The organism is Pseudomonas sp. NPDC078416 (assembly GCF_050268485.1).
Classification (GTDB): Bacteria; Pseudomonadota; Gammaproteobacteria; order Pseudomonadales; family Pseudomonadaceae; genus Aquipseudomonas.
Genome location: NZ_JBNNGV010000007.1, coordinates 107,683 through 131,625 on the forward strand (window position 1 = coordinate 107,683; position 23,943 = coordinate 131,625).

General features: G+C 62.1%; 17 protein-coding genes and 1 pseudogene. 10 read left to right on the forward strand and 8 right to left on the reverse strand.

Annotated elements, in window-relative coordinates; translation table 11 throughout:
• Window positions 1-195: 195 nt before the first annotated feature.
• From ACQKEN_RS09935 to gloB, 3 genes and pseudogenes are all read right to left on the reverse strand, one after another.
• Complete coding sequence (locus ACQKEN_RS09935; RefSeq protein ID WP_427685355.1) at window positions 196-1,632, reverse strand: LysM peptidoglycan-binding domain-containing protein; 1,437 nt, start codon at window positions 1,630-1,632, stop codon at window positions 196-198.
• Between the two features lie 123 nt (window positions 1,633-1,755).
• Window positions 1,756-1,809, reverse strand: a pseudogene (locus ACQKEN_RS09940) (lytic transglycosylase domain-containing protein); the annotation flags it as partial.
• 99 nt (window positions 1,810-1,908) lie between these two features.
• Entirely contained in the window at window positions 1,909-2,688 is a 780-nt protein-coding gene (gene gloB, locus ACQKEN_RS09945) for a hydroxyacylglutathione hydrolase (protein WP_427685306.1), read from the reverse strand.
• A 99-nt stretch (window positions 2,689-2,787) separates the two neighbouring features.
• Between gloB and ACQKEN_RS09950 the strand changes: the two genes are divergently transcribed.
• From ACQKEN_RS09950 to ACQKEN_RS09965, 4 genes are all read left to right on the forward strand, one after another.
• Window positions 2,788-3,546: a class I SAM-dependent methyltransferase gene (locus ACQKEN_RS09950; protein ID WP_065986459.1), complete on the forward strand. Its 759-nt coding sequence runs from the start codon at window positions 2,788-2,790 to the stop codon at window positions 3,544-3,546.
• A 45-nt stretch (window positions 3,547-3,591) separates the two neighbouring features.
• Window positions 3,592-4,044, forward strand: a complete 453-nt coding sequence (gene rnhA / locus ACQKEN_RS09955; RefSeq protein ID WP_427685307.1) for a ribonuclease HI — start codon at window positions 3,592-3,594, stop codon at window positions 4,042-4,044.
• 241 nt (window positions 4,045-4,285) lie between these two features.
• Window positions 4,286-5,038: a DNA polymerase III subunit epsilon gene (gene dnaQ, locus ACQKEN_RS09960; RefSeq protein WP_427685356.1), complete on the forward strand. Its 753-nt coding sequence runs from the start codon at window positions 4,286-4,288 to the stop codon at window positions 5,036-5,038.
• Between the two features lie 61 nt (window positions 5,039-5,099).
• On the forward strand, window positions 5,100-5,666 hold the full coding sequence (locus ACQKEN_RS09965) for a GNAT family N-acetyltransferase (protein ID WP_427685308.1): 567 nt from the start codon (window positions 5,100-5,102) through the stop codon (window positions 5,664-5,666).
• A gap of 65 nt (window positions 5,667-5,731) precedes the next feature.
• On the opposite strand, the gene ACQKEN_RS09970 is transcribed toward ACQKEN_RS09965, so the two are convergent.
• Entirely contained in the window at window positions 5,732-5,944 is a 213-nt protein-coding gene (locus ACQKEN_RS09970; RefSeq protein ID WP_427685309.1) for a hypothetical protein, read from the reverse strand.
• A 330-nt stretch (window positions 5,945-6,274) separates the two neighbouring features.
• Between ACQKEN_RS09970 and ACQKEN_RS09975 the strand changes: the two genes are divergently transcribed.
• Together ACQKEN_RS09975 and ACQKEN_RS09980 are read left to right on the forward strand one after the other, a co-directional pair.
• The gene (locus ACQKEN_RS09975; protein WP_427685310.1) at window positions 6,275-6,838 is read left to right on the forward strand and encodes an NADPH-dependent FMN reductase; all 564 of its coding nucleotides are present in this window, start codon (window positions 6,275-6,277) and stop codon (window positions 6,836-6,838) included.
• Between the two features lie 174 nt (window positions 6,839-7,012).
• Entirely contained in the window at window positions 7,013-12,292 is a 5,280-nt protein-coding gene (locus ACQKEN_RS09980; RefSeq protein ID WP_427685311.1) for a dermonecrotic toxin domain-containing protein, read from the forward strand.
• Window positions 12,293-12,355: 63 nt separating this feature from the next.
• On the opposite strand, the gene ACQKEN_RS09985 is transcribed toward ACQKEN_RS09980, so the two are convergent.
• The 3 genes from ACQKEN_RS09985 to egtB form a co-directional block, all read right to left on the reverse strand.
• Complete coding sequence (locus ACQKEN_RS09985) at window positions 12,356-13,507, reverse strand: acyl-CoA dehydrogenase family protein (RefSeq protein WP_427685312.1); 1,152 nt, start codon at window positions 13,505-13,507, stop codon at window positions 12,356-12,358.
• 3 nt (window positions 13,508-13,510) lie between these two features.
• Window positions 13,511-14,608, reverse strand: coding sequence for an enoyl-CoA hydratase/isomerase family protein (locus ACQKEN_RS09990; RefSeq protein ID WP_427685313.1), 1,098 nt, complete (start codon window positions 14,606-14,608; stop codon window positions 13,511-13,513).
• A 420-nt stretch (window positions 14,609-15,028) separates the two neighbouring features.
• On the reverse strand, window positions 15,029-17,176 hold the full coding sequence (gene egtB / locus ACQKEN_RS09995) for an ergothioneine biosynthesis protein EgtB (protein ID WP_427685314.1): 2,148 nt from the start codon (window positions 17,174-17,176) through the stop codon (window positions 15,029-15,031).
• 467 nt (window positions 17,177-17,643) lie between these two features.
• Between egtB and ACQKEN_RS10000 the strand changes: the two genes are divergently transcribed.
• From ACQKEN_RS10000 to ACQKEN_RS10015, 4 genes are all read left to right on the forward strand, one after another.
• Window positions 17,644-18,816 carry an XdhC family protein gene (locus ACQKEN_RS10000; RefSeq protein ID WP_427685315.1) on the forward strand — a complete coding sequence of 391 codons (1,173 nt, stop codon included), beginning with the start codon at window positions 17,644-17,646 and terminating at the stop codon, window positions 18,814-18,816.
• A gap of 93 nt (window positions 18,817-18,909) precedes the next feature.
• The gene (locus ACQKEN_RS10005) at window positions 18,910-20,589 is read left to right on the forward strand and encodes an MFS transporter (protein WP_427685316.1); all 1,680 of its coding nucleotides are present in this window, start codon (window positions 18,910-18,912) and stop codon (window positions 20,587-20,589) included.
• 119 nt (window positions 20,590-20,708) lie between these two features.
• Window positions 20,709-21,824, forward strand: a complete 1,116-nt coding sequence (locus ACQKEN_RS10010) for an HlyD family secretion protein (RefSeq protein WP_427685317.1) — start codon at window positions 20,709-20,711, stop codon at window positions 21,822-21,824.
• Between the two features lie 237 nt (window positions 21,825-22,061).
• Window positions 22,062-23,285, forward strand: coding sequence for a cytochrome c biogenesis protein DipZ (locus ACQKEN_RS10015; protein WP_427685318.1), 1,224 nt, complete (start codon window positions 22,062-22,064; stop codon window positions 23,283-23,285).
• A gap of 31 nt (window positions 23,286-23,316) precedes the next feature.
• Here the strand turns inward: ACQKEN_RS10015 and ACQKEN_RS10020 are convergent, their stop codons facing one another.
• The gene (locus tag ACQKEN_RS10020; RefSeq protein ID WP_427685319.1) at window positions 23,317-23,859 is read right to left on the reverse strand and encodes a cytochrome b; all 543 of its coding nucleotides are present in this window, start codon (window positions 23,857-23,859) and stop codon (window positions 23,317-23,319) included.
• Window positions 23,860-23,943: the final 84 nt, after the last annotated feature.

Consider the following 23,943-nt stretch of genomic DNA (forward strand, 5'->3'; position numbering starts at 1 on the left):
CGCAACATCTGTAGGAGCGTGGCTTGTCCCGCGATCTGCCGGGGACCGGCAGTAAATCCTGAGAGTGCGGTATGCCTGGCAGATCGTGAACAGAGGTTTTACGACGACTTTGTCGCCGATCGCGGGACAAGCCACGCTCCTACACGGAGCAACGGAGCAACGGAGCAACGGAGCAACGGCGTTGCCCGCGACTCATCAGTGCGGCAGGTACACCGTCAAGGTCTGCCCTGGCTTGAGGGCTTGGCCGCTGCGCGGGTTCCAGCGCTTGAGGTGCTGCATTTCCACGTTGAAGCGCTTGGCGACGAGGTACATCGAATCGCCTTTCTGGATTTTGTACTGCATCGACTTCTTGCCGGCGTCCTCGCCCTTGGCGCTGCTGTCAGCCTTGGCCACGGCACGTGAGCTGGCTTTCGCCGGTTTGCTGTTGTCCTGCATGACCAGTGTCTGGCCGACCTTGAGGTTCTGGCCCGACAGCTTGTTCCAGTGCTGCAAATCCTTGACGTCGACCTTGTTGATGCGCGCGATCTGCCCCAGGTTCTCACCCTTCTTCACCCGATAAGTGCGGGTGCGCGCAGGCTTCTCGTCCACTTCGGCGACTTCTTCGAACACCGGCATCGCGGTCTGCATGCCCGGTTGCACCGGAATCGTCAGCGCCTGGCCGCGTTTCACCTGGTTGCCGGACAGCTTGTTGATGTCCTTGAGTGTGCTGGTCGAGACCTTGTAGCGGCTGGCGATGCTGGCCAGGCTGTCGCCCGGACGCACGCGGTATTGCTGCCAGTCGACCAGCTCTTCGGGCTTCATGTTCGACAGGTTCGCTGTCAGCAACTGGGATTTCGAGGTCGGCACCAGCAGGTGCTGCGGCCCGTCGATGGTCAGGCGCTTCTTGAACGCCGGGTTGAGCTGCACCAGCTCGTCTTCGTCGATGTTCGCCATGGCGGCGACCTTCGACAGGTCCATGCGCTGATTCAGCTCGACCACCTGGAAGTACGGCTTGTTGTCGATCGGGTTGAGGTTCACGCCGTAAGCGTCAGGGGACATGACCACCTGGGACAGCGCCAGCAATTTAGGCACGTAGTCGCGGGTTTCCTGCGGCAGCGGCAGGTTCCAGTAATCGGTGGGCAGGTTGAGCTTTTCGTTGCGTTCGATGGCGCGGCTGACGGTGCCTTCGCCTGCGTTATAGGCCGCCAGGGCCAGCAGCCAGTCGCCGTTGAACATGTCGTGCAGCTTGGTCAGGTAGTCCAGCGCTGCCGTGGTGGACGCCGTAATGTCGCGGCGGCCGTCGTAGAAATTGGTCTGACGCAGGTTGAAGTAGCGACCGGTGGACGGAATGAACTGCCAGATCCCCGCCGCATCGCTGCGCGACAAGGCCATCGGGTTGTACGCGCTCTCGATCACCGGCAGCAACGCCAGTTCGAGCGGCATGTTGCGCTCTTCCAGTCGCTCGACGATGTAGTGCATGTACAGGCTGCCGCGGTTGCCGGCCGTTTCGAGGAACGACGGGTTGTTGGCGTACCAGAGGCGTTGTTGATCGATGCGCGGGTTGAGGTCGTTGCCGTCTTGCAGCTGGAAACCCTGGCGCATGCGCTCCCACACATCGTGGGGCGGGGCCAGCGGCACAGGTTTGCGCGCGATATAAACAGGTTTTGGTTTGGTGCTGGCGACGGGATGAGCGGCGCTGGCGCCGTTCCCGGATTCCAGGCCGCCGGTGCTCTGGCAGCCTGCCAGTGTCGCGCTCGCGACCACCGCGATTGCCTGGGCCAACCGAGTCAATGTGTCGGAATTGAAGGTTTTACGTATAGATGACGACATTGGCTGGGGGATAGTTCCAGGCGAAAATGTCGGGCGATTCTAGAAAGTGGCTGCTGAACGGTCAACCTTTCAGAATTTCCGTGCTGATTCGCAGCCTGTTTAGAACTTATCTTTCCATGCCCGCAACACCGCAAAGACCTCTGTGGGCGTTGCATTAAGGGTTCCGCTCCGTTCGTCTGCTTTTTGTTTCACGGAGATGACACCGGCTCGCAGAAACGGATTGGTCTTGCGCTCCAGTGCCAGTGTCGACGGCACGCTGATGCGATTTTGCGCACGCCATCGCGTCACTTGCTCGAAGCGTTGCAATACGTCGGCGTTGTCCGGCTCGACCGCGACGGCAAAGCGCAGATTGCTCAGGGTGTATTCGTGGGCGCAGTAGACGAGGGTGCTGTCAGGCAGCTCCGCCAGCCGGCTCAGAGAATGATGCATTTGCTGAGGGGTGCCTTCAAACAGCCGGCCGCAACCAGCGGCGAACAGGGTGTCGCCGCAGAACAGCAGCGGCTGTTGCGCGTCGGCATGGTAAAAGGCGATGTGGCCCAGGGTGTGGCCGGGGACTTCATGGACGTTGAATGTCAGGCCGAGTACGGTGAGCTGATGGTTGTCGGACAGGGCGACGTCACGCGCCGGAATCTTCTCGTTGGCCGGGCCGTAGACCTTGGCGCCGGTCAGCGTTTTAAGTTGCGCGACGCCGCCGGTGTGGTCGGCGTGGTGATGGGTGATGAGAATGTCGGTGAGGCGCCAGTCCGGGTTGCGTTCAAGCCAGGCAATGACAGGGGCGGCATCACCCGGGTCAACCACGGCGCAGCGTTTCACGGCATTGTCTTGTAACAACCAGATGTAGTTATCGCTGAAAGCGGGCAGGGCATCGACCTGTATCATGGCGCGGTTCGCTTGTCTGGAAACATAGAGAAGCATCTTAGGGTCTGAACAGACTCGAGGCGAGTCTCTATCGCAATGACCCTCTCATGGAGACCGGAAATGACCGATGAAGCGTTCGCCCAGGCCGATCCCGAATGGCTTGAGCTGATCAGCGCCGCCCGCGACTGGCTGTCCGGGCCCTTGGGGCAGTTGTTGCTGGAAGAAGAAAGCCGTGTGCTGGAACAAGAGCTCGAGCGTTTTTTCGGCGGCTATCTGGTGCATTACGGCCCGTCGGCACAAACGCCGCCGGCGGCGAAGCAAGTGCAGCGCAATGTGCGACTGGGCGCGCCGTTACCGGGTGTGGAGATTGTTTGCGAAGAGCAGGCCTGGCCGTTGAGCGAGCACGCAGCCGATGTGGTGGTCATGCAGCACGGCCTGGATTTCTGTCTGTCGCCCCACGGCCTGTTGCGCGAAGCCGCCAGCAGCGTGCGTCCCGGCGGGCATCTGGTGATCGTCGGCATCAATCCCTGGAGCACCTGGGGCATTCGCCATTTCTTTGCCAACGACGCCCTGCGCAGGGCGCGTTGCATCTCGCCTTCGCGGGTCGGCGACTGGCTGAACCTGCTGGGCTTTGCGCTGGAGAAACGCCGCTTCGGGTGCTATCGTCCGCCGCTCGCTTCGCCCAAGTGGCAGGCTCGTCTGGCCGGACTCGAACGTCTCGGTGACGGCTGGCAAAGCCCCGGTGGCGGCTTCTATCTATTGATCGCGCGCAAGATGAGTGTAGGGCTGCGGCCTGTGCGCATGCCGCGTCGCGAGCCGATGGGCAAACTGCTGCCGCTGCCGATGGCCAAGGTCAATCGGCGCACGCCCGAGCCTTGATTCACCGGCTGGCGCCACGCTTTCTCAATTTCTGGAAACATCGTAATGAGCGATACCGTAGAACTCTTCACCGATGGCGCCTGCAAGGGCAACCCGGGTCCCGGCGGCTGGGGCGCGTTGCTGGTGTGCAAAGGCGTCGAAAAAGAACTCTGGGGCGGTGAAGCCAATACCACCAACAACCGCATGGAGCTGCTCGGCGCCATTCGCGGCCTGGAAGAGCTGAAGCGGCCCTGTGAAGTGATCCTGGTGACCGACTCGCAGTACGTGATGAAAGGCATCACCGAGTGGATGACCAACTGGAAGAAGCGCGGCTGGAAGACAGCGGCCAAGGAACCGGTGAAAAACGCCGATCTGTGGAAGCAGCTGGACGAGCAGGTCAGCCGCCACAAGGTGAGCTGGCAGTGGGTGCGCGGGCACATTGGCCACCCCGGAAACGAACGCGCTGACCAACTGGCGAACCGTGGCGTGGATGAAGTGCGCGGTATCAAGCACGTCTGATCCGTACACAGGCCTGGTGACGCTGGATGTTGACGACTGTAGGAGCCGGCTTGCTGGCGAATGCATGCGTTGAGCCGACATCTTCATCCCTGACACAACGCGTTCGCCAGCAAGCCGGCTCCTACAGAAACAGCGTGCGCGCGTCGCCAGAAGCCGATAGCCGCGCGCGCACATCGCAAAACCCCCATGCTAATATCCGCGCCTGAAGCTGAGGCGGTAGGCAATGACTGTACAAAACATCATCACTGAACGAAGGGTTGTCCTCGACACCGAGACCACCGGTATGCCCGTCACCGACGGCCACCGGGTGATCGAAATCGGCTGTGTCGAGCTGATTGGCCGGCGTCTGACCGGGCGGCATTTCCACGTTTACCTGCAACCGGACCGTGAGAGTGACGAGGGCGCCATCGGCGTTCACGGCATCACCGACCAGTTCCTGATCGGCAAACCGCGTTTTGCGGAAGTCGCCGACGAATTCTTCGAGTTCGTCAAAGGCGCTCAGCTGATCATCCACAACGCGGCGTTCGACGTCGGCTTTCTGAACAACGAATTCGCCCTGATCGGTCAGCACGATCGCGCCGATCTCAGCAGCTACTGCACGATTCTCGACACCCTGGCCATGGCCCGCGAGCGGCATCCGGGCCAGCGCAACAGCCTGGATGCGCTGTGCAAACGCTACGACGTCGACAACTCCGGACGCGAGCTGCACGGCGCCTTGCTCGACTCCGAGATTCTCGCGGAAGTCTATCTGGCGATGACCGGTGGCCAGACGACCCTGTCGCTGGCCGGCAACAACGATGGCGAGGGCGGCGCTGACCGTCCTTCCGAGATCCGCCGGATCGCCAACCGCACGCCGGGCCGTATCATCGTCGCCAGCGAGTCCGAGCTGGCCGAGCACGAAGCGCGTCTGGCCGTGATCGCCAAATCCGCCGGTGCCCCGGCCCTGTGGACCCAGCTGCTCGAAGCGCAGGCCCAGGCCCGGGCTGAAGCCTGAAGGCGGCAGCGGCCTTCATAGAAGGTGATGTCGATCCCGGTAATGGTGCAGGAGGTCCATGGTGAACACGTCCAGCCCGACTTTCAGCATTCGTGTCGCTGACGAGTGCTTCGAAGATTACATCCTCAACAGCGAGTTTACGTTCACCGTCACCGGTTATGCCCGGGTGCAGATCGGCGAGCCGGTCGCGCACTGGCACCTCGATGCGGTCGAGCCTTACCTGAAAAACTACGGCATCGATTCCGAAGAGTTCTGCAGTTATCGGGACGCCGCCGACAGCACTGTGCTGGTGGCCTGGCTCGATGAGCAGCCGGTCGGGCACGTGGTGGTCAGTCAGCACTGGAACGGTTTCGCTCACATCGATGAATTGGCGGTCGACACCGGGGCACGGCGCAATGGCGTGGCGCAAAAGCTGCTGGACGTGGCGCAGTTCTGGAGCCGCAAGCGCGGTCTGCCGGGCATCACGCTGGAGACCCAGAACAACAATCTGGACGCGTGCCGGTTATATGAGCGCTACGGATTTGTGGTCGGCGGGGTGGATCATCTGCGTTATCGCGCGATAGATCCGTTGACGCGGGAAGCGGCGATTTTCTGGTACCTGCTGTTCGATGCGCCGGTCGGCAGCTGAAACAGATTGCAGCGGTCGATAATAAGGACGGCGCTGAACCTGCGTTCAGCGCCCGTCACGCAGCGTTATTCCACGCGTGTGATCTTGATACCGGACTGGACCAGCTCGAACTCTTCGCCACCGAGGTGTTTGACGCGATCGCCAATGGCCAGGCGATAGGTGGAAACGGGCTCCTTGCCATCAGCCTCAACCGGCTGTGATTCGCGGAATTCCTGCACGGGGTAGACGCGACCCTCTACATCCCTCGCATGAAATTGCCCAACTAGAACTGAAGCCATTTGCTTTGTAACCTCTGGAAATAACTGCTCGTTTTCGCCCGCATCCTAACACTGCGAGTGGATAAACCGTGTCCGCTTGTAAGGTAATTCCCGAATTTCTACGGAGACCTTATTCGCCCAAGGGAGTCAGACCGCCGTTTTCAGGGCTAGTTTTCGCCGCGTTAAAAAAATAGTCGCGACCGACGGTAACAGTGCCCTCCTGAGGGATGCGCTGGCCACCGAGGTTCCAGCATCGAACCTTTCGATGATCAGCAACGGAAAAACAACACAGAATGTCGCACATGTTTCATCTATAACTGTTGTTTCCTCCCACAGCAGAAGGTCCGTTTCATGAGCCAGGTTCATTCGATCGCAGTCATCGTCGGCAGCTTGAGGAAAGATTCCATCAACCGCAAAGTGGCCCACGCACTGGCCGAGCTGGCGCCGTCCAGCCTGAAGCTGAGCATCGTCGAAATCGGCGATCTGCCCTTGTATAACGAAGACATCGACGTCGATTCGCCGCCCGCCGCGTACACCGCCTTCCGTCAGGCCCTGCAGGGCGCAGACGGCTTTCTATTCGTTACTCCGGAATACAACCGCTCGGTGCCGGGGGCACTGAAAAACGCCATCGACGTTGGCTCGCGCCCCTACGGCAAAAGCGCGTGGGGCAGTGCAAAACCTGCGGCGGTGGTCAGTGCGTCGCCAGGGGCGATCGGCGGTTTTGGCGCCAACCAGCATTTGCGCCAGTGCTTCGTGTTCCTTGACGTGCTGTGCATGCAGCAACCGGAAGCGTACCTGGGCAACGCGGGCACCTTCTTTGACGAACACGGCAAGCTGAGCGAGAAAACCCGGCCGTTCCTGCAGAACATCATTGATGCCTTCGCCGCCCATGTGGCGCGCACGCTGAAGGTTTAAGGGGGAGGGCAGGCGCCGCCGATGCGCCGCGTCTTCGCCAGTTAAGCCTGAATTTCCCTCACCGTGTACAGCATTATGTAACGCAGATGCCCCGCGGTTATTCCCTACGCTTCTTGCATTCCTGCCCATGCCCGGCTGACCGCCGGGCGTGGGCGTTTTGCTCAAGGAGCGGCAATGTCCACGGTTACCCCCCTTTATTTTCACAGCGCGTCCCTCAGGCAGCGTTTCATTCATGAACTTGATCGGGCGACCGACGCCGGTCGACTGAAGCCTGAAGAGGTGGCGTGGCTGAGAAAGCTGACGCTCTCGCCGCCCGGCCATGGTGCAGCGGCCGACCCTGACCCGGTGCGGATTGATCGTCTGGTTCTGAATGATGGTTTGCCCACCTCCCTTGAGGTGTCGGCGGCATTGTTATTCAGCCATTCCCAGACGGCTGACTCGAGGATTTATCTGTTCACGCTCGCTGACGGTCTCGCCGTGTTCGATGATCGTCCATCGCTGCTGACAGCGCTGTTCGCACGATTTGCGGGCGGCAATGCATCGACGGGCTTTGAATACGAAAAGGTCGAAGGTGATGCATTCCTGGCCCAGATGCGGGCTGTCGTTGAGTTTCAGGCCGCCTCGACTCGACAGCTCACAGCGCATCTCAGACGGACGCCAACGCTGTTCAACGTGTTATCCGACACGCTGGCGCTGCAGTTGCGCCGGTTGTCGCCGCCGCTGCACGTAGATCCGGCCACGCACTCGATGCGGATCGTTCAACCCGCTTCCGGCGCCGACGAGGAGCGCGTGCTGGTCACGCAGACCCTTGCGCAAACGGCGTTCGAAGATTTTTGCGGCTTCCCCCCGTCACCGGGTGGTAGGCGGCAGTTTCTGGATGCGCAGGGTCGGTTGGTCAGCGAGCAGGATGCGGTCAATATGGCTCAGGCGCTGTGCGATGCAGTCACGCAGCTGCCCGTGCACTATTCGCAATGGCTGGAGCGGTTCTGGAATGCGCCGGCGCAGGGTCGTCCATTCCGCGAGATCGCCCTCGAAAGCTACAGGACCAGCCTGTCACACGAGCTGTATGGCCGGGTCCAGGACGGCACCTTTTCAGAAGCGCAGTACCAGGCCATGAGGCCTGCGGGTCGGGCGGCGTCCAGTGCAATCGATACTGATCTGCCCGGCAAGCGGATCGTCCTGCACTGGGCGGACGGCACACGAAAAACCCTGGCGGGCACCTTCGTTCCGGACGTCGGACCGACTGGACCGGGGCCGCTCTTCTGGTTCTCGCCGGATCACGAGCTCAAACAATTCGAGAGCCTCTCGGCGCTTACGGCGTTCTGCTCAACCCCTGAAGGCAGCGATAGCCTGAGCGCTGGCCTGGATCTGGCGGATCAGTCACTTCTCCTGCGGGCTGACGGGTTCGAGCTGTTGCTTGAGGACATTGCCGAGCCGTTGGTCGCCGAGCGGGTGGAGTCAATCTTCATGATGCAGCTTCGTAATCTGCAGCACGTCTGCCGCTTGAAGACACAGCCCGAGAAGATGTCGGCCATGTTCGACGATGCGCTGGACGTGCGTCGGTTGATCGACCCGCGGCAGCAGCATTTCAGCGTAGGGCGATGGACGTCGAACGTGCCGCTGAATTTTGGCCGGACGTGGGAGCAGAGTGAAACCGATGACCTGATTCTGGTCGACGCCGTCAGCGGCCCCGACGAGACCGTCCTCTTCCCTTACGACAGGGCCCCTGCCAGCGCGCCCCTTGCGCAGCAGCTCCCGCCGTCATGGCTGGAGCAATCCCAGGTCTCCGACGCAGGTGCCGAGCATTTGCGCGAGTTGGACAACGCACTGGTGAGCTACGCCGAAACGGCCCTTCAAGCTTATATCTGCGTGGCTTCGCCCACGCAGCTGCTGGCGCGAGACGTGCGATTGCGTTGGTTGCAGTCATCGGCGCCCGATGCATCGGATGTGGAAACGAACTCGGTAGCGGTCAGTGAATCCCTGCGGGTTTTCTCCAGCGACCTGGTGTCGTTGTTGCTCGAACGCGTGAGCGGTCACCGCCGCAGCCCTCTTGCACACGCTACTCAGATCATAGTGCCGCCGGAAAGTCCTGCGGCGAACTTTGACATGGAGCTGGTGAATTTCCTGATTGAGCGGGCGGCCACGGATTTCGCTGCCCGTTACGTTGAGCATTATGAACAGTCACAAATCGGCAAAGCGCGCCTCGGAAACCGTCAGCTTCAGCCGGTCGCGACCGCCATGAGCCTACGCGAGGATGTCTTGCGCCTGGACTTGGCGTTGATGCAACGAAAGGCGGCGCTGAGCGCTGCGTCCCTGGCCATGGTCAGTCAGGTGCTCGACTCACCCGTCCGCTCCCAGCGATCAGGTGGCAGCGCCACGGTCACCGACGTGTTTACCCTGGCGATCGTGTGTGACGATGCACCCGGCGCAACGATCAGCGATGCGCTCGTGCTGGCGCAGCCAGCGAACGCTTCGGCGGGCGCGATGATGTGGGTCGGCCCGCGGGGCTGGCAACATTTCGCGTCGGTCGAGGTGCTCAGTGAGCGCCTCTTGAGAACGCTCAGGGGACCCCAGGCTGAGCGCTTGCTCAGTCTGCTCAGCGAGCGTGATCAGTTACTGCTGCGCAATCACCTGGCGCGCAGCCCCGCCAAACCGATGCGCGTGCACATGCAACGAGTGGACGGGCACGCAATCAGAGTCCTGCAGCAATCGGTCCTGGATCGACAACTGCAGAACCTTCAGCAGCTGTGCGCACGCGCTGCGCGCTGTCGCTTCGAAGCCCAGCTGTTTATCGAATTGGCCAGATCGACCGAAGTCGACCAGCAATTGATCCGCACGCTCGACAACATGTCCGTGCGCATCGACATCACGCTGTTCGAGGAGTTGTTGCCGCCATGGTTGAAATCGGCGTCTGTGGCCGACATGAAAACCTACAACGAGATATGGCGTCGTTATTACGTGGTCAGCAGTGGCCATGAGAGTTTCCTGTTCGACATTCCCAGCCTGAAGGACTACTCGCGGGACCGGCTGATCGAGCAGTTCGCCAAGGACTTCCCCGACAGGCCATGGGACCCCGATCACATCACGGTCACTCTGCGTCGCTACGTCCCGGGATTTTCCGGGGTGGGCCAGATACCGTCGGGCATCCCCGCGGCTACCTTGGCAAACAGCGAATCGCTGACTGATTACGCGATCAACCGCTTTGTCGACATTCAGGACGGCACCCTGACCGTGTCCTCCGTCGAACACCCGGATGCGGTCGGTCTGCTGACCGCCAGTTACCTGCGCAGCATGACCCGGAATCTGGACATCGGCGCGAGTTTCATGGTGGTCCTGCGTCAGGCGCTCAACCCTGCGAGCCCCGACTGGCCAAGGCGTTCGCGACTCTACGCCGAGCAACTGCCGCCGATGATGCAGGCGGTGGCCATGCAGCAAAAACTCGAAGGGAACCTGAGCGCCGAGGCGTACGCGTATATCTCACGGGTGATGGAGATGCCGGACGGCATCGCACGGGAGCCCGTGGGCGAGACCCCTGTGATCATCAGCCCGCTGCGATTGGTCGCTGACGCAGGCATGACCCCCGATGCCGTCAAAGGCGCGTACCTGATCTGCCCGCGCGGGGCCGGCCGAGGGCCGGTGATCCTGCACGCAATCATTCACCCGGCTTTCGTCTTCCGTGAATACCCCGACCTGGGGGCACTTCTGGCCGATATCCGCAGCGACGAGGCCTTGCAGCGGATGTTGCTGGAGCGGCTGGATCCAGAGGTCCGAAAACGCTATGAGCACGGTGGTTTCATAGAGCCACACCTGCCGTTCGCGGCCGAGAGCTTCGGTGACGTGCCCACTCACACGCCGGGGCCGGTGACCGTGTCGCTGGCTGAGGTGAAGGGCAACGCGCTGCAGTTTCTGCTGACCGACACCGTGAATCTGCTGGTCGACCTGGGAGTGGCGAACACCGTAACCACCGCCCAGGCCGATCAGGCATCACTGAAGTTTCTTGGCATGCTGGGCCTCGAACAGGTGTTAAGCATAATGCCCGGCAAGTTGGCCACGGTGGTTGCCCTTTGGCAGAGTCATAGCCTGTTGCAGGCGTCGGCAGCGTCAGCCTCGGGCCGTCGCTGGGGCGAGGCGATTTCCGAATTTTCCGCCGCGCTGGGTGTGATGGTCACGGCGAGGGAACAGGCCGACAAGGATGACCTGATAGAAGGCGAGCTGGCGACCGGCGAGGAGTTGCCGCCCACAACCTTCGAGTGGGCGGGCGTGAAACTGACCGCCGACCAGTTGAAGCGACTGCGTGCCCTGGAAGCCAGGAACGTTTCGCTGAATGACCTCAAGCGAGATGACTTGCTGAGCCTTTACCGCGACAGCAAGACCCAGACATTTTATGCAGCGGTCGGGGGCACTGTTTACCCGGTTCAGCGCCGGAGCGAAGACGGGCAGTGGATGATTGTGGGCGAGGACGGAACGCCCGGCCCGCTCGTGCGGCTTGATGGTCATCAGCGCTGGCAACTGGATATTGGCCTGAAGGGCGGAGGCGGCCTGGTGACCCGAATCCGCGCAGAGGGTGCGCAACGAAGTGCCGAAGATGCCTTGATCATTGAGGCCACGGGGATGCAGGAAATCCGCACGTTGTATCGGGACAGAGCGCTGGCCATTGGTCAGGCGCATCTTCAGACCAAGCGTTACCTGGAAAATTGCCTGGACAATCTCAACGTGCACTCGCCGGGGACGCCGCCGGATCCTCGAGTGATCGAAATCGTGGGTGACTTTTTCGGGGTGAACCCGCCCGGTCAGGATCTGTTGATCGAGGCCGAACGTGCGGTCAAGTCACTGTTCGATGAGGTGATGGACGCCTCGTTGTCGCCCTACTCATCGCCGCGTTACGTCGTCGGATCCACCCGTCCCGGTCATGAGAGTACGCTGGGGTTTATCATCAAGTCGGACCCCAAGAAGCGCCTGTTTCTGACCGAGCGGTTTTTTCAGTTGCCGCCCTACAGGATCTCGGCGGAGCCACAAGGCTTTGACATGCCTGCGCACTACCGTGCGGCAGTGCTCATCCACGAGCTGTCCCACCTGGTATTGCGCACCCACGACATCGCGTACCTGGAAACCAGCGCGCCGTATCCGGACCTGCTGCTGGCCAACAGTGCCAACGCGATCAAATTCAGGACCGACCTGGAGCGTCTTCAGCGTGAGGGGCTGTCACATTTCAGCCAAAGGGACGATCTGTTCGTGCACATGAAAGACGGTGAGTGGTCGGATCTGGACTCGCAAGATGGCGAGGCCTGTACGGCGGTGCTTGATCTCACGAAATCCATGACCCTGGACGAGGCGCGGGACGAGTTCCTTCACGATGCGACGAAGCGAAGTCGGGTGCTGATGAAGAACGCTGACTCGGTGACCTTGCTCATTCTGCGGCTGGGCCGGCAAAACTTTGTCGTGCCGGGCCATTAATTGATGCAGGGCTGACCAGCAGGCGCTGAGCCTCGGCAAGGCTCAGCGCTGCTTCGTCTATGCCTACAGCGCGTAGTGCCGCAGCTCGCGGGCGATCAGCAGGCGCTGGATTTCGCTGGAGCCTTCGTAGATCTGGGTGATCCGTGCGTCCCGGTAGTATCGCTCCACCGGGTAATCTTCCAGATAGCCGTAGCCGCCATGGATCTGTATCGCCTTGGAGCAGACCCATTCGGCCATTTCCGAGGCGAACAGCTTGGCCTGGGACGCTTCCGACAGGCACGGTTTGCCGGCCGTTCTCAGGCGCGCGGCGTGCAAGACCAGCAGACGCGAAGCGTTGATGCGGGTGTGCATGTCCGCCAGCAGATTAGCGATGCTCTGGTGCTCGATGATCGGCTTGTCGAACTGCACGCGCTCACGGGCGTAACCCAGCGCTGCCTCGAATGCTGCCCGCGCGATGCCCAGGGCCTGAGCGGCGATGCCGATACGGCCGCCTTCCAGATTGGACAGGGCAATGGACAGACCCTTGCCACGTTCACCCAGCAGGTTTTCCGCCGGAATCCGGCAGTTGCTCAGCGTGACGGCGCAGGTGTCGGAGGCGCGGATGCCCATCTTGTGTTCCAGGCGATCGACGCTGTAGCCGGGGTTGTCGGTGGGCACCAGAAACGCCGACAGGCCGCGTTTGCCCAGCTCCGGATCGGTCACTGCGAACACGATCGCCAGCTGCGCACGCTTGCCGTTGCTGACGAACTGCTTGGCGCCGTTGAGCACCCATTCGCCGTCTTTCAATTCGGCACGGGTGCGCAGGTTGTGGGCCTCGGAGCCGGCCTGGGGTTCGGTCAGGCAGAAGCAGCCGATGGCCTGGCCGCTGGCGAGTTTTTCCAGCCACTGTTGTTTTTGCGCGTCGCTGCCATAGTTGAGCACCGGCCCGCAGCCCACTGAGCTGTGCACGCTCATCAACGTGCCGGTGGCGCCGTCGGCGGCGGAGATTTCTTCGACGGCCAGCGCGTAGGCGACGTAGTCGATGTAACTGCCGCCCCATTCGTCCGGGACGATCATGCCGAGCAGGCCCAACTCGCCCATCTTGGTCACCAGCGCGTCGTCGATCCAGCCGGCTTTTTCCCAGGCTTGGGCATGGGGCGCGATTTCATTGCGCGCGAAGTTCCGCGCCATGTCGCGGATCATCACTTGTTCTTCGGTCAGTTCAAAATCTTGCATAAGTCACGCCTCATGACCGCTGAAGAAGCTTGCCACGTGCTCGGCATCCAGGGCCTGCACGCTGGAAGGGCTCCAGTGCGGTTTCTTGTCTTTGTCGACGATCAAGGCACGAACGCCCTCGATCAGGTCCCCGCGTTCAAACCACTGGCGGTCCAGGTGCAGCTCCAGGGCGAAGCAACGCTCCAGCGGCAGATGGCGGCCGCGTCGCAGCAGCTCCAGGGTGACCGCCATCGCCAGCGGTGAACGCGTTTGCATCAGGTGCGCGGTGTCGATGGCCCAGGCATGGGTGTCATAGACGCTCACTTCCAGCAGTTGTTCGATGATGCTCCGCACGTCCGGCAGGGCGAAGAAATGATCGATGGCCGGCCGCACCTTTGCCAGCGGCGGGGCGGGGAGGTGTTGCACGCCGAGTTTCGCCAGCGCGCCCTGCACATCCTTGAGCGGGGTCAGGCTCCACTTCAGGTTATCCAGCTGCAGGTCGAGGTCATCGAGGCGTTCGCTGTCCAGATACCAGTTCGCCAGCCCGCAATACAGCGCATCGGCGGCCTGGATCTGCACGCCGGTGACGCCCAGGTAAATACCCAGCTCGCCGGGCACCCGGGGCAGAAAGTAGCTGCCGCCTACGTCAGGGAAGTAACCGATCGCCACTTCCGGCATTGCCAGACGGCTGCGGTCGGTGACCACGCGCAGGTCCGCTCCCTGGGCCAGGCCCATCCCGCCGCCCAGCACGAAGCCGTCCATCAAGGCAACGACGGGTTTGCGGTAATGATGGAGGGTGAGGTCCAGCGCGTATTCTTCGGCGAAGAAATCCAGGTGCTCGGTTCGGCCAGCTTTGAAACTGTCGTAAAGCGAGCGGATGTCGCCGCCGGCGCAGAACGCCTTTTCGCCGGATCCGCGCAGGACCACGGCGTAAACGTTGTCATCCTTTGCCCAGGCGTCGAGCTGAAATTGCAGCTGACGAACCATGTGCAGGTCGATGGCGTTGAGGCCCTGGGGGCGATTGAGGGTGAGGTGACCAATGTGATTGCGTACGTCGGACAGAATGCTGTCGCAGGCTGATTGCTGGCCCGCGTATTCGGCAGGTAGTACCTGAGCCGTCATCGCTGACTCCCTGTTGATTATTGTTGTACTCAATACCCGGATGAACAGCCGGGATCCGTGAGGGTGCCAATGGATGCTACCAGCGCCATTTTGCAAATGACAATGATGAATCCTGTGGGGTTTGCCAAGCTCGGTTATGCACTGTAAGACAGGCGACGGGGTGGCAGGGTGACTGCCGCTGTTCGCCTGATCGCGGGACAAGCCACGCTCCTGCAGATGATGTGTATACGCCGCACGTCTAGCGCCTGACATAGATCGGTGTAGGAGCGCGCTTGCCCGCGATGGCGGTATATCAGTGGCATCAACGGTGGATGACACACCGCATTCGCGGGCAAGCGCGCTCCTACAGGTTCGTGCCTGAGCTGAATACAGGTGCGAACCGATGCCTGCCGTACCACAGCCGCCCACAGGCCGCTGCGGTTACGCCTGCAAACTGAACAACGCCATCTCCGGTGCGTCGCTGATCCAGCATTCGGTGACGGTCCATCCCGCGCGGGCTGCCAGTTCGGTGAACGACTCGACCGTAAACTTGTGGGAGTTCTCGGTGTGCAGCCGTTCTCCCGCAGCGAAGCGGAAGGTGTGCCCGGCGACAGTGACGCTTTGCTGTTTGCGGCTGACCAGGTGCATTTCCATGCAGGCCTGCTCGGCGTTCCACACGGCCAGATGGTCAAAGGCGGACACATCGAAGTCGGCGTTCAGTTCGCGATTGATGCGGGTCAGCAGGTTCTTGTTGAACTGGGCGGTCACGCCTTCGGCGTCATCGTAAGCCGCCACCAGTGTCTGCTCATCCTTGACCATGTCGACACCGACGATGAAGTGCGCGTTTTCACCCAGCACCTCATGGGCGCTGTGGAGGAAATCCACGGCCTGCTCATGGCTGAAGTTGCCGATGGTGGAGCCCGGGAAGAAACCCACGCGGGTGTGGCCGTCGGCTTCTTCAGGCAGCGTGAGCACCCGGGTGAAGTCGTCAACCTGGGGCGCGACGATCAGCGAAGGGTAGCGCTGGCGCAATGACCGGGCGGCCTTGTTCAGCGCGGTTGCGCTGATATCGATCGGCACATACACGGCGATGTGCGGCGCGGCATCCAGCACCAGACGCGTTTTCTCGCTGGCGCCACTGCCGAACTCCACCAGTGCTGCGCCCGAAGGAATGGTCGCGGCGATCTGCCCGGCGATGCGTTTCAGCAGCCCGGTTTCGGCGCGGGTCGGGTAGTACTCCGGCGTTTCGCAGATGGCCTCAAACAGGTCGGAGCCCGCTGCGTCGTAGAAATACTTGGGCGACAGGGTTTTCTCCGGGGCGCCGAGACCGGCCACGACGTCGCGGGCGAACTCGCTGTCGTTCGGGTCAACCACGCCGGGCTGACGGCTGTCACGGGCCAGGCGCAGGCCCGACACCATCCAGCGTTTGTCGGCGTGGAAGAAGTTGCGGTAGGTCAGGCGGCAGTGATCGGGCGACGTGACGCTGGCGCCGCCGCGCAGGACCATCTGATTGACCATGAATTTGCCGTTGTACTCGCCCACCGCGCCCACCGAGGGCTTGAAGCCGGGGTAGGCGCTGTAGGCGCTTTGCGTCCACTGCCAGGCGACATCGTCCACTTGCTCCAGCAAACCGGCGCGGGCGGCGGCTTCCCATTCGGCTTCGGTGGGCAGGCGCGCGTCGGCCCACAGGGCAAACGCAGCGGCTTCGTAATAACTGATGTGGGTGACCGGCGCCGACGGGTCGATAGACTCGAGGCCGCGCAGGGTCATGCGCTTCCAGCCGTTCTCGTCGTGCTGCCAGTACAGCGGCGAATTCCAGCCGTTTTCCTGCACCAGCGTCCAGCCTTCGGACAGCCACAAGGCGGCGGTGTGATAACCGCCGTCGGCAATAAAGCTCAACCACTCGCCATTGGTCACCAGCCGGTCGCTGATCTCGAAGGACTGCAGATAGGTGGTGTGGCGTGGGCCTTCGTTGTCGAACGAAAAGTCGTCGCCGTCGTGGCCGATTTCAGTCAGCCCGGCGCTCAACGGCTTGAAGTGACCGCGACGGCCCGACAGGTCTTTCGGCCAGCGCGGGCTGTACGCCGGTTTAAGGGACGACAGGCTGAACAGATGAAGGATGTCCATCAGCAGCAGTTCCTGATGCTGCTCCTCGTGGGCCAGACCCAGCTCGATCAAGCTGGTCATCTCGTCGCTCAGCGGCGTCATCAGCAGCGTCGTCATGTTTTCGTCGATATGCCTGCGGTAGGCCAGCACCTGATCGACGCTGGGCCGGGTCATCAACCCGCGTTGGGGGCGGGGATGACGCGGGCCGACCGCTTCGTAATAGGAATTGAACAGGTAACCGAATGTCGGATCGAAGGCTTCGTAACCCGGCAGATTCGGCGCCAGCAGAAAGGTTTCGAAGAACCATGTGGTGTGCGCCATGTGCCACTTGGCCGGGCTGGCATCCGGCATCGACTGCACTACCATGTCCTCGGCACTCAGCGGCTCGACCAGAAATTCGGTTCGGTCGCGCACGCTCTGAAAGCGCTGGCACAGGGTGTGAGTGGAGGATGTTTCGCGAAGCTGGCGTAATTGGCGCGTCATCAGGTGCTCTCCGGCGTAGCCGATGCCCGGTGGTCCCGGTGGAGTGATTCCACGCAGCCAGGCGGTACGGCGATTCAGGGTTTGAGGCTCGCGTGGTGCGGAATGTTCAACCGAAATATCCAAATGAAGGATGGACGCTACGCATGAATACGCTGATGCCTTTGATCATCAGCGTATTCATGGATTTAATGGCAAGCACCGAGTGTAGCCTTGGCAGGGTTCCGGGGTGGGCTCATCCTCCGTGTCAGTGACCGATGGCCATTGGGCCCTGCGTCTGCGGTACTCTGCACGTCAATCATCCCGATGCAGCGTGAACGACGCAGATCTCGCAGGCAAAACCTGAACCTGCGCGACAACTGACAGTCAGCACAACAGCACGTTGTCCGAGAGGGCAGTGGCGCTTCAGAGTAGGTGTCAGGTTAAAAGTGAGTCACGGCAGATGAATGAACCGGTTTTTGGGGACGCGCATGAATGATCTATCCAGTCTGCTGGGGGCGCTCGATGAAGCGCAGACCGGGCAGCAGGAAGTGGTGATCGCCACGGTGGTCAAGGTCGAGGGCTCGGCTTACCGTCGCCCCGGTGCGCGGATGGTTATCGCGCCGATGGGCGAAGCGACCGGCACCGTCAGCGGCGGTTGCCTGGAAAGCGACGTCAGCAAAAAGGCCTGGTGGCTGACCGCCAACGGTAAGCCGTCCCTGCGTACGTACAGCACCGGTGAGGACGACGACGAACTCGAAGACGCCGAACTCAGCTTCGGTCTGGGCTGCAACGGCACGGTGCACATCCTCTTCGAACGGATTGATCCCCAGGCGGCGAGTCTGGTGGTCGACGTGTTGCGTGAGGTCATGGCCAGCGGTGTCGGCGCTGCGCTGGCGACGGTGATCGGTACCCAGAGCGAACGCCACACGGCGCTGGGCGAGCGGGTGGCGATCCGTTCGTCCGGGAAGGTGCAGAATGAAATGCGCGAACGCTGGCTGGCGACGGCCGTGGCCGAGGACCTGAAAACCGTGCTCGATGCCCGCCGTTCGGCCACACGGACCTACGACAGCGCGGACGGCGCCGTTGAAGTGCTGCTCGAATACATCGCCGCGCCGCGTCGGTTGGTGGTCTTCGGTGCCGGCCATGACGCAATGCCGCTGGTCAGCATGGCGCGCCTGCAGGGCTGGCACATCACGGTGATCGATGCGCGCTCGCACTTCGCCAGGCCCCAGCGTTTTCCGGACGCCGATCAGGTGCTGTCCGCGCCGTTGCAGCCGATGCCCGAACTCCATGGGATGGTCGCCGACGCTGCCGTGGTGGTGATGACCCACAGCCTCAGTCAGGATCGTCACTGGCTGGGCCAGGTCCTTGAATCTACGCCGCGCTACATTGGCCAGCTCGGGCCGCGCAGCCGCACCGAGCGTCTGCTCGACGAACTGCCGGATCAGGCGCGCGAATCTGCGGCGCAGACCAGCCTGCATTACCCGGTGGGTCTGGACCTGGGCGGCGACGCGCCGGACAGTGTGGCGCTGTCGATCCTTGCGGAGATCAACGCGGTGTTCAACGGTCGCAGCGGCGGGATGCTCAAACACAGGCAAGCGAGTATTCACGCGGTGGATGTCACCCTCGAACACGCGCGAGAGCTGAGAATGATCAGCTGAGAATGATCAGCCAGCTTTTACGGGGGCGGCTCTTACAAGTGCCGCCCCATCGTTTTTCAGTGACATCGGCACGGCATTCATCAGGTCCGCTCAATGAACGACAAGTACAGACCCCACGACTGGGCCCCCCACGAGCGACCGACGTTGCCGGGGTCGCCGTCGACGCCCCTGCACGCGACGCCCAAGCGCTGGGCCTTTGCCATCGTCGGGGTGATCGTGGCCTTGACCGGCGGGCTGGGCAACGCGCTGGTGGTCGCCAACCTTCAATACCTGCAAGGCTCCCTGGGCGCCACCCAGGCCGAGATCGCCTGGCTGCCCGCTGCGTATGTCATGACCAACGTTTCGATGAACCTGCTGCTGGTGAAGTTTCGCCAGCAATTCGGTTTGCGCGCCTTCACCGAAGTGTTTCTGGTGCTGTACGCCCTGGTCACCTTCGCCCACCTGTTCGTCAATGACATCGAGTCGGCCGTTGCCGTTCGTGCGGCCCACGGCATGGTCGGCGCCGCGCTGAGTTCGTTGGGTCTGTACTACATGATTCAGGCCTTCCCGCAGAAATGGCGGATGAAGGCGCTGGTACTGGGCCTCGGCACCGCGCAGCTGGCAACACCGCTGGCGCGACTGGTTTCCGAAGACCTGCTGCAGATTGCCGAGTGGCGCGGGCTTTACCTCTTCGAACTGGGCATGTGCCTGCTGTCGCTGGGGTGTGTGCTGATTCTCAAATTGCCGCCGGGTGACCGCTTCAAGGCCTTCGAAAAACTCGATTTCCTGACTTTCGCCCTGCTCGCGTCAGGCTTTGCGGCACTGTGCGCGGCGTTGTCGCTGGGGCGGATCGAATGGTGGCTTGAAGAGCCGTGGATCGGCATCGCCCTGGCGTCGTCCATCGTGCTGATCCTTGCCGGGCTGTGCATCGAGCACAACCGCACGCGACCGTTGCTGATCACCCGCTGGCTGGGCAGTGGGCGGATGATCCGTTTCGCCTTCGGCGTGCTGCTGACGCGCATCGTGCTGTCAGAGCAATCCACCGGCGCGGTCGGTTTTCTTCAAGGCCTGAATCAGGGCACCGAGCAGCTGCACACGCTGTACCTGTTCATGCTGCTGGGCAGCGTCGCCGGTCTCGCGGTCAGTGCGCTGACTATCGATCCGCAGCACCTGTTCAAGCCGCTGATCATTTCGCTGGCATTGATGGCGATCGGTTCGAGCATGGACAGCTTTTCCACCAGCCTGACCCGTGAACCGCAGATGTATTTCAGCCAGTTTTTACTGGCGTTCGGCGGCACCTTCTTTCTCGGTCCGACCCTGGTGCTGGGCATCAGCGGGGTGATCAGCAACCCGCGCAACATGGTCAGTTTTTCGGTGATGTTCGGGATCACCCAGAACGTCGGCAGCCTGATCGGCTCGGCGTTGCTGGGCACCTTTCAGGTCTGGCGCGAGAAATTCCATTCGGCGCATATCGTCGAGCACGTCACGCTGATCGACGCTCAGGTGCAGTCGCGACTGCAGAGCGCGAGCGGCGCTTACATTTCCGCCATCGCCGACCCGGCGGCGCGTACCAGTCTGGGTATTCGCTCGCTGGCGACGGCCGCCACCCGCGAGGCCAATACCCTGGCCTACAACGACGTCTTCATGCTGATCGCAGTCATCGCGGTGCTGACCATGATCTGGATCACCAGCCGCGCCACCTGGCTGTGGATCACCACCGAGCCGGTCGCGCCGTTTACGCCGGCGACACCTGCGGCATCTCCCTTAACACCTTCTGGCGCTCAACCTTCATGACAGAACCCGTCAAACCTTCTGGCAACCCTTCAGACAGCTCTTCAGGCAGCTCTTCAGGCAGTTCTGCTCCCAGCGCTGCGCCGTCACAGGCGAGCAACGCAGCGCCCGCGCCGGCGGTCATGCCGGCCACCACGCAACCGCGGTCGGCGCGCATACGCCTGGTGTCGTCGATCCTGTTCGGCGGCATTGCCCTGGCGGGTGTGCTGGTCGTGCTTTATGCGTGGCAGTTGCCGCCGTTCAGCAGCCCGATCGAAAGCACTGAAAACGCCCTGATTCGCGGGCAGACCACGATCATCGGCCCGCAATTGAGTGGCTACGTCTACGAAGTGCCGGTGCAGGATTTTCAGTGGGTCAAGCAGGGGGATCTGCTGGTGCGCATCGACGACCGGATCTACCAGCAGCACCTCGATCAGGGCATTGCGCAGTTGGGCGTCCAGAAGGCCGCACTGGCCAATAATCTGCAACAACGGCGCAGCGCCGAAGCCACCATCGCTCAGCGTCAGGCGGCCGTTGCGAATGCCCAGGCGCAAAGTGAAAAAGCCGCTGCCGACCTTCGCCGGGGGCAGGCATTGGTCACCGATGGCTCGGTGTCGAAAAGCGAATTCGACGTGACCCGTGCGGCCGATGCGCAGGCAAAAGCGGCGCTCGCCGAAGCCAAGGCGGCGCTGGAGATTTCCCGTCAGGACCTGCAAACGGTGATCGTCAATCGCGGCTCGCTGGAAGCGTCGGTGAAGAACGCCGAGGCCGCCATCGAGCTGGCGCGGATCGATCTGACCAATACGCGCATCACCGCGCCTCGGGACGGTCAGCTGGGGCAGATCGGGGTGCGTCTGGGGGCGTACGTCAATTCCGGCGCGCAGTTGATGGCGCTGGTGCCGCGTCCGCGCTGGATCATCGCCAACATGAAAGAAACCCAGATGGCCAACGTGCGCCTGGGCCAGCCGGTGAGCTTCACCGTGGATGCTCTGGAAAACCTGAAGATGCGTGGCCGGGTGCAGCGTATCTCGCCGGCGGCGGGGTCCGAGTTCAGCTTGCTGCCTGCCGACAACGCCACCGGCAACTTCGTCAAGATCGCCCAGCGTATTCCGGTGCGCATCACCATCGACGATGACCAGCATGACGTGGACCGCCTGCGCCCGGGGATGTCGGTGGTGGTCAGCATCGACACCAGCCAGGACGGCGCCGTGCCGCCGGACCCGGTGGATGGCAAGGTGGATTCGGTGAACGGTCGCTGAAGCGGCGCGCCTGTATCGGCGTGTATCCCGCATAACGGTAGATACGTGCTGATTCATTACCTGAGTTCCCGGACACACCGGCGACACCTCCCGGACGTTGAATGGCGGCTCCGAGGCCACACGCCTCGGCCGCTCTCACATTCAACGTGCCCAGTGCCCGGAGCTCGCCATGAACTGGAACAAACTCACCAGCGCCTTTCTGACCGCCCCGCTCATCAGTGATCAAGGTGACCGCCCATGTTTCTGATCGCGTTTCTGGGCGGGATCGTCACGGTGCTCAGCCCCTGCATCCTGCCGGTCGTACCCTTTCTGTTTGCCCGGGCGGACCGTTCGGCGGCGTCGGTGCTGATGACCCTGCTGGGGCTGACGCTGACATTTGCGGCGGTCTCCAGTCTGGCGGTGGTCAGCAGCGATTGGGTGGTGGCCGCAAACGGCATCGGCCGCACCATCGCGCTGGTGGTCCTGACGCTGTTCGCCCTGTCCCTGCTCTCTGCCCGAGTGGGTCACTGGCTGATGCTGCCGCTGGTGGCGCTCGGCAATCAGCTCGACCCGGCTACGCGGCGCTTGTCCGGTCGCTGGTCCGGGCTCTGGGCATCCCTGCTGATCGGCGTCGCCACCGGCCTGCTGTGGGCGCCGTGTGCGGGGCCGATTCTGGGGATCATCCTTACCGGCGCCATGCTGCAAGGGCCAAGTGCGCAGACCAGCCTGTTGCTGTTGGCGTACGGGCTCGGCAGTGCGGTGTCGTTGGGGGTGTTGATCTTTGCCGGACGCGGATTGCTCGCGCGGCTGAAACTGTCGCTGCCGGTCACTGCCTGGCTGCGGCGGGGCGTTGGCCTGGCTGCATTACTGGTGGCCGTGAGCATCGCGACAGGTTCGCAGAATCAACTGCTTGCCGGCACCTCATCCGAGGGCGCAGCGACGGTGGAAAAGGGCCTGCTCAGTGGGGTGCCCAAAGTTATCGATTACGTCGTCACCCGCGCCAGGGCCTCAGCCGTACCGGAGCTCAGCAGCCAGGGCGCGATGCCTGCGTTATCCGGCGCTACCGCGTGGCTCAATTCGCCGCCGCTGAGTCAGGAATCCCTGCGCGGCAAGGTGGTGCTGGTCGACTTCTGGACCTTCGACTGCATCAACTGCCAGCACAGCATTCCACACGTCAATGAGTGGGCAAAGAAGTACGAGAAGGATGGCCTGGTGGTGATCGGTGTGCACACGCCCGAATACCCGTACGAAAGGGTGATCGAAAACGTGCGCAAAAACGTCGCCAGGCTGGGCCTGAATTACCCGATCGCCATCGACAACGATTACGCCATCTGGCGCGCTTTCGACAACCAGTATTGGCCTGCGCACTACCTCATCGACGCCCGTGGACAGATCCGTTACACCCATTTCGGCGAAGGTGACTATGAAGGCCAGGAGCAAGTCATTCGCCAGCTCCTCGACGAGGCCCGTGGGCAAGGCTGAAACAAGAGGTGCTGAGGAATGAAGGTCGTGCCTAGACCATGCGTTTGAGGGTGTTGTCCTTGCGTACGAAGTGGTGCCAGATCGCCGCAATGACGTGCAGCCCGATGACGTAATAGAAAATCGTACCCAACAAGACGTGGTAATGCTCCAGTGTTTCGGCGGTGTCCTTGGACATATCGAACGGCGCGGGAATGCTCAGGGAAGTCAGAGGGATGGGCAGGGCACCGCGTTCCAGCAGCACCGTGAACAGACCCATCAGCGGTTGCGCGAACAGGAAAGCGTACAGCGCGTAATGGGACAACGTAGCGGCCAGCCGCAATACGCCTTCCAGGGGCGGGGTGATGCCCGGCGGTGTGTGGCGGTGGCGCTCGGCGATGCGGAAAAACGCCATGACCAGCACGACGATGCCGACCCAGAAATGCGTTTGCACGACGAAAGTGCGCGCGTCGCTGCCACGGGCCAGTTGGGTACGGCTGAGGATCAGCGCATAGGCAAGCACAATCAGGATCGCCATCACCCAGTGAAACCAGCGGGCTTTGGCGCTGTAGCGTTCGGTAGCGGAAGGTTTGCTCACGGTCAGGTCTCTTGGTCTGTTTTTTTGACTGGCGCGGTGCGGTAACCGCCCTGCGCCTTCATAACCCAATGACTGACGGTCGTC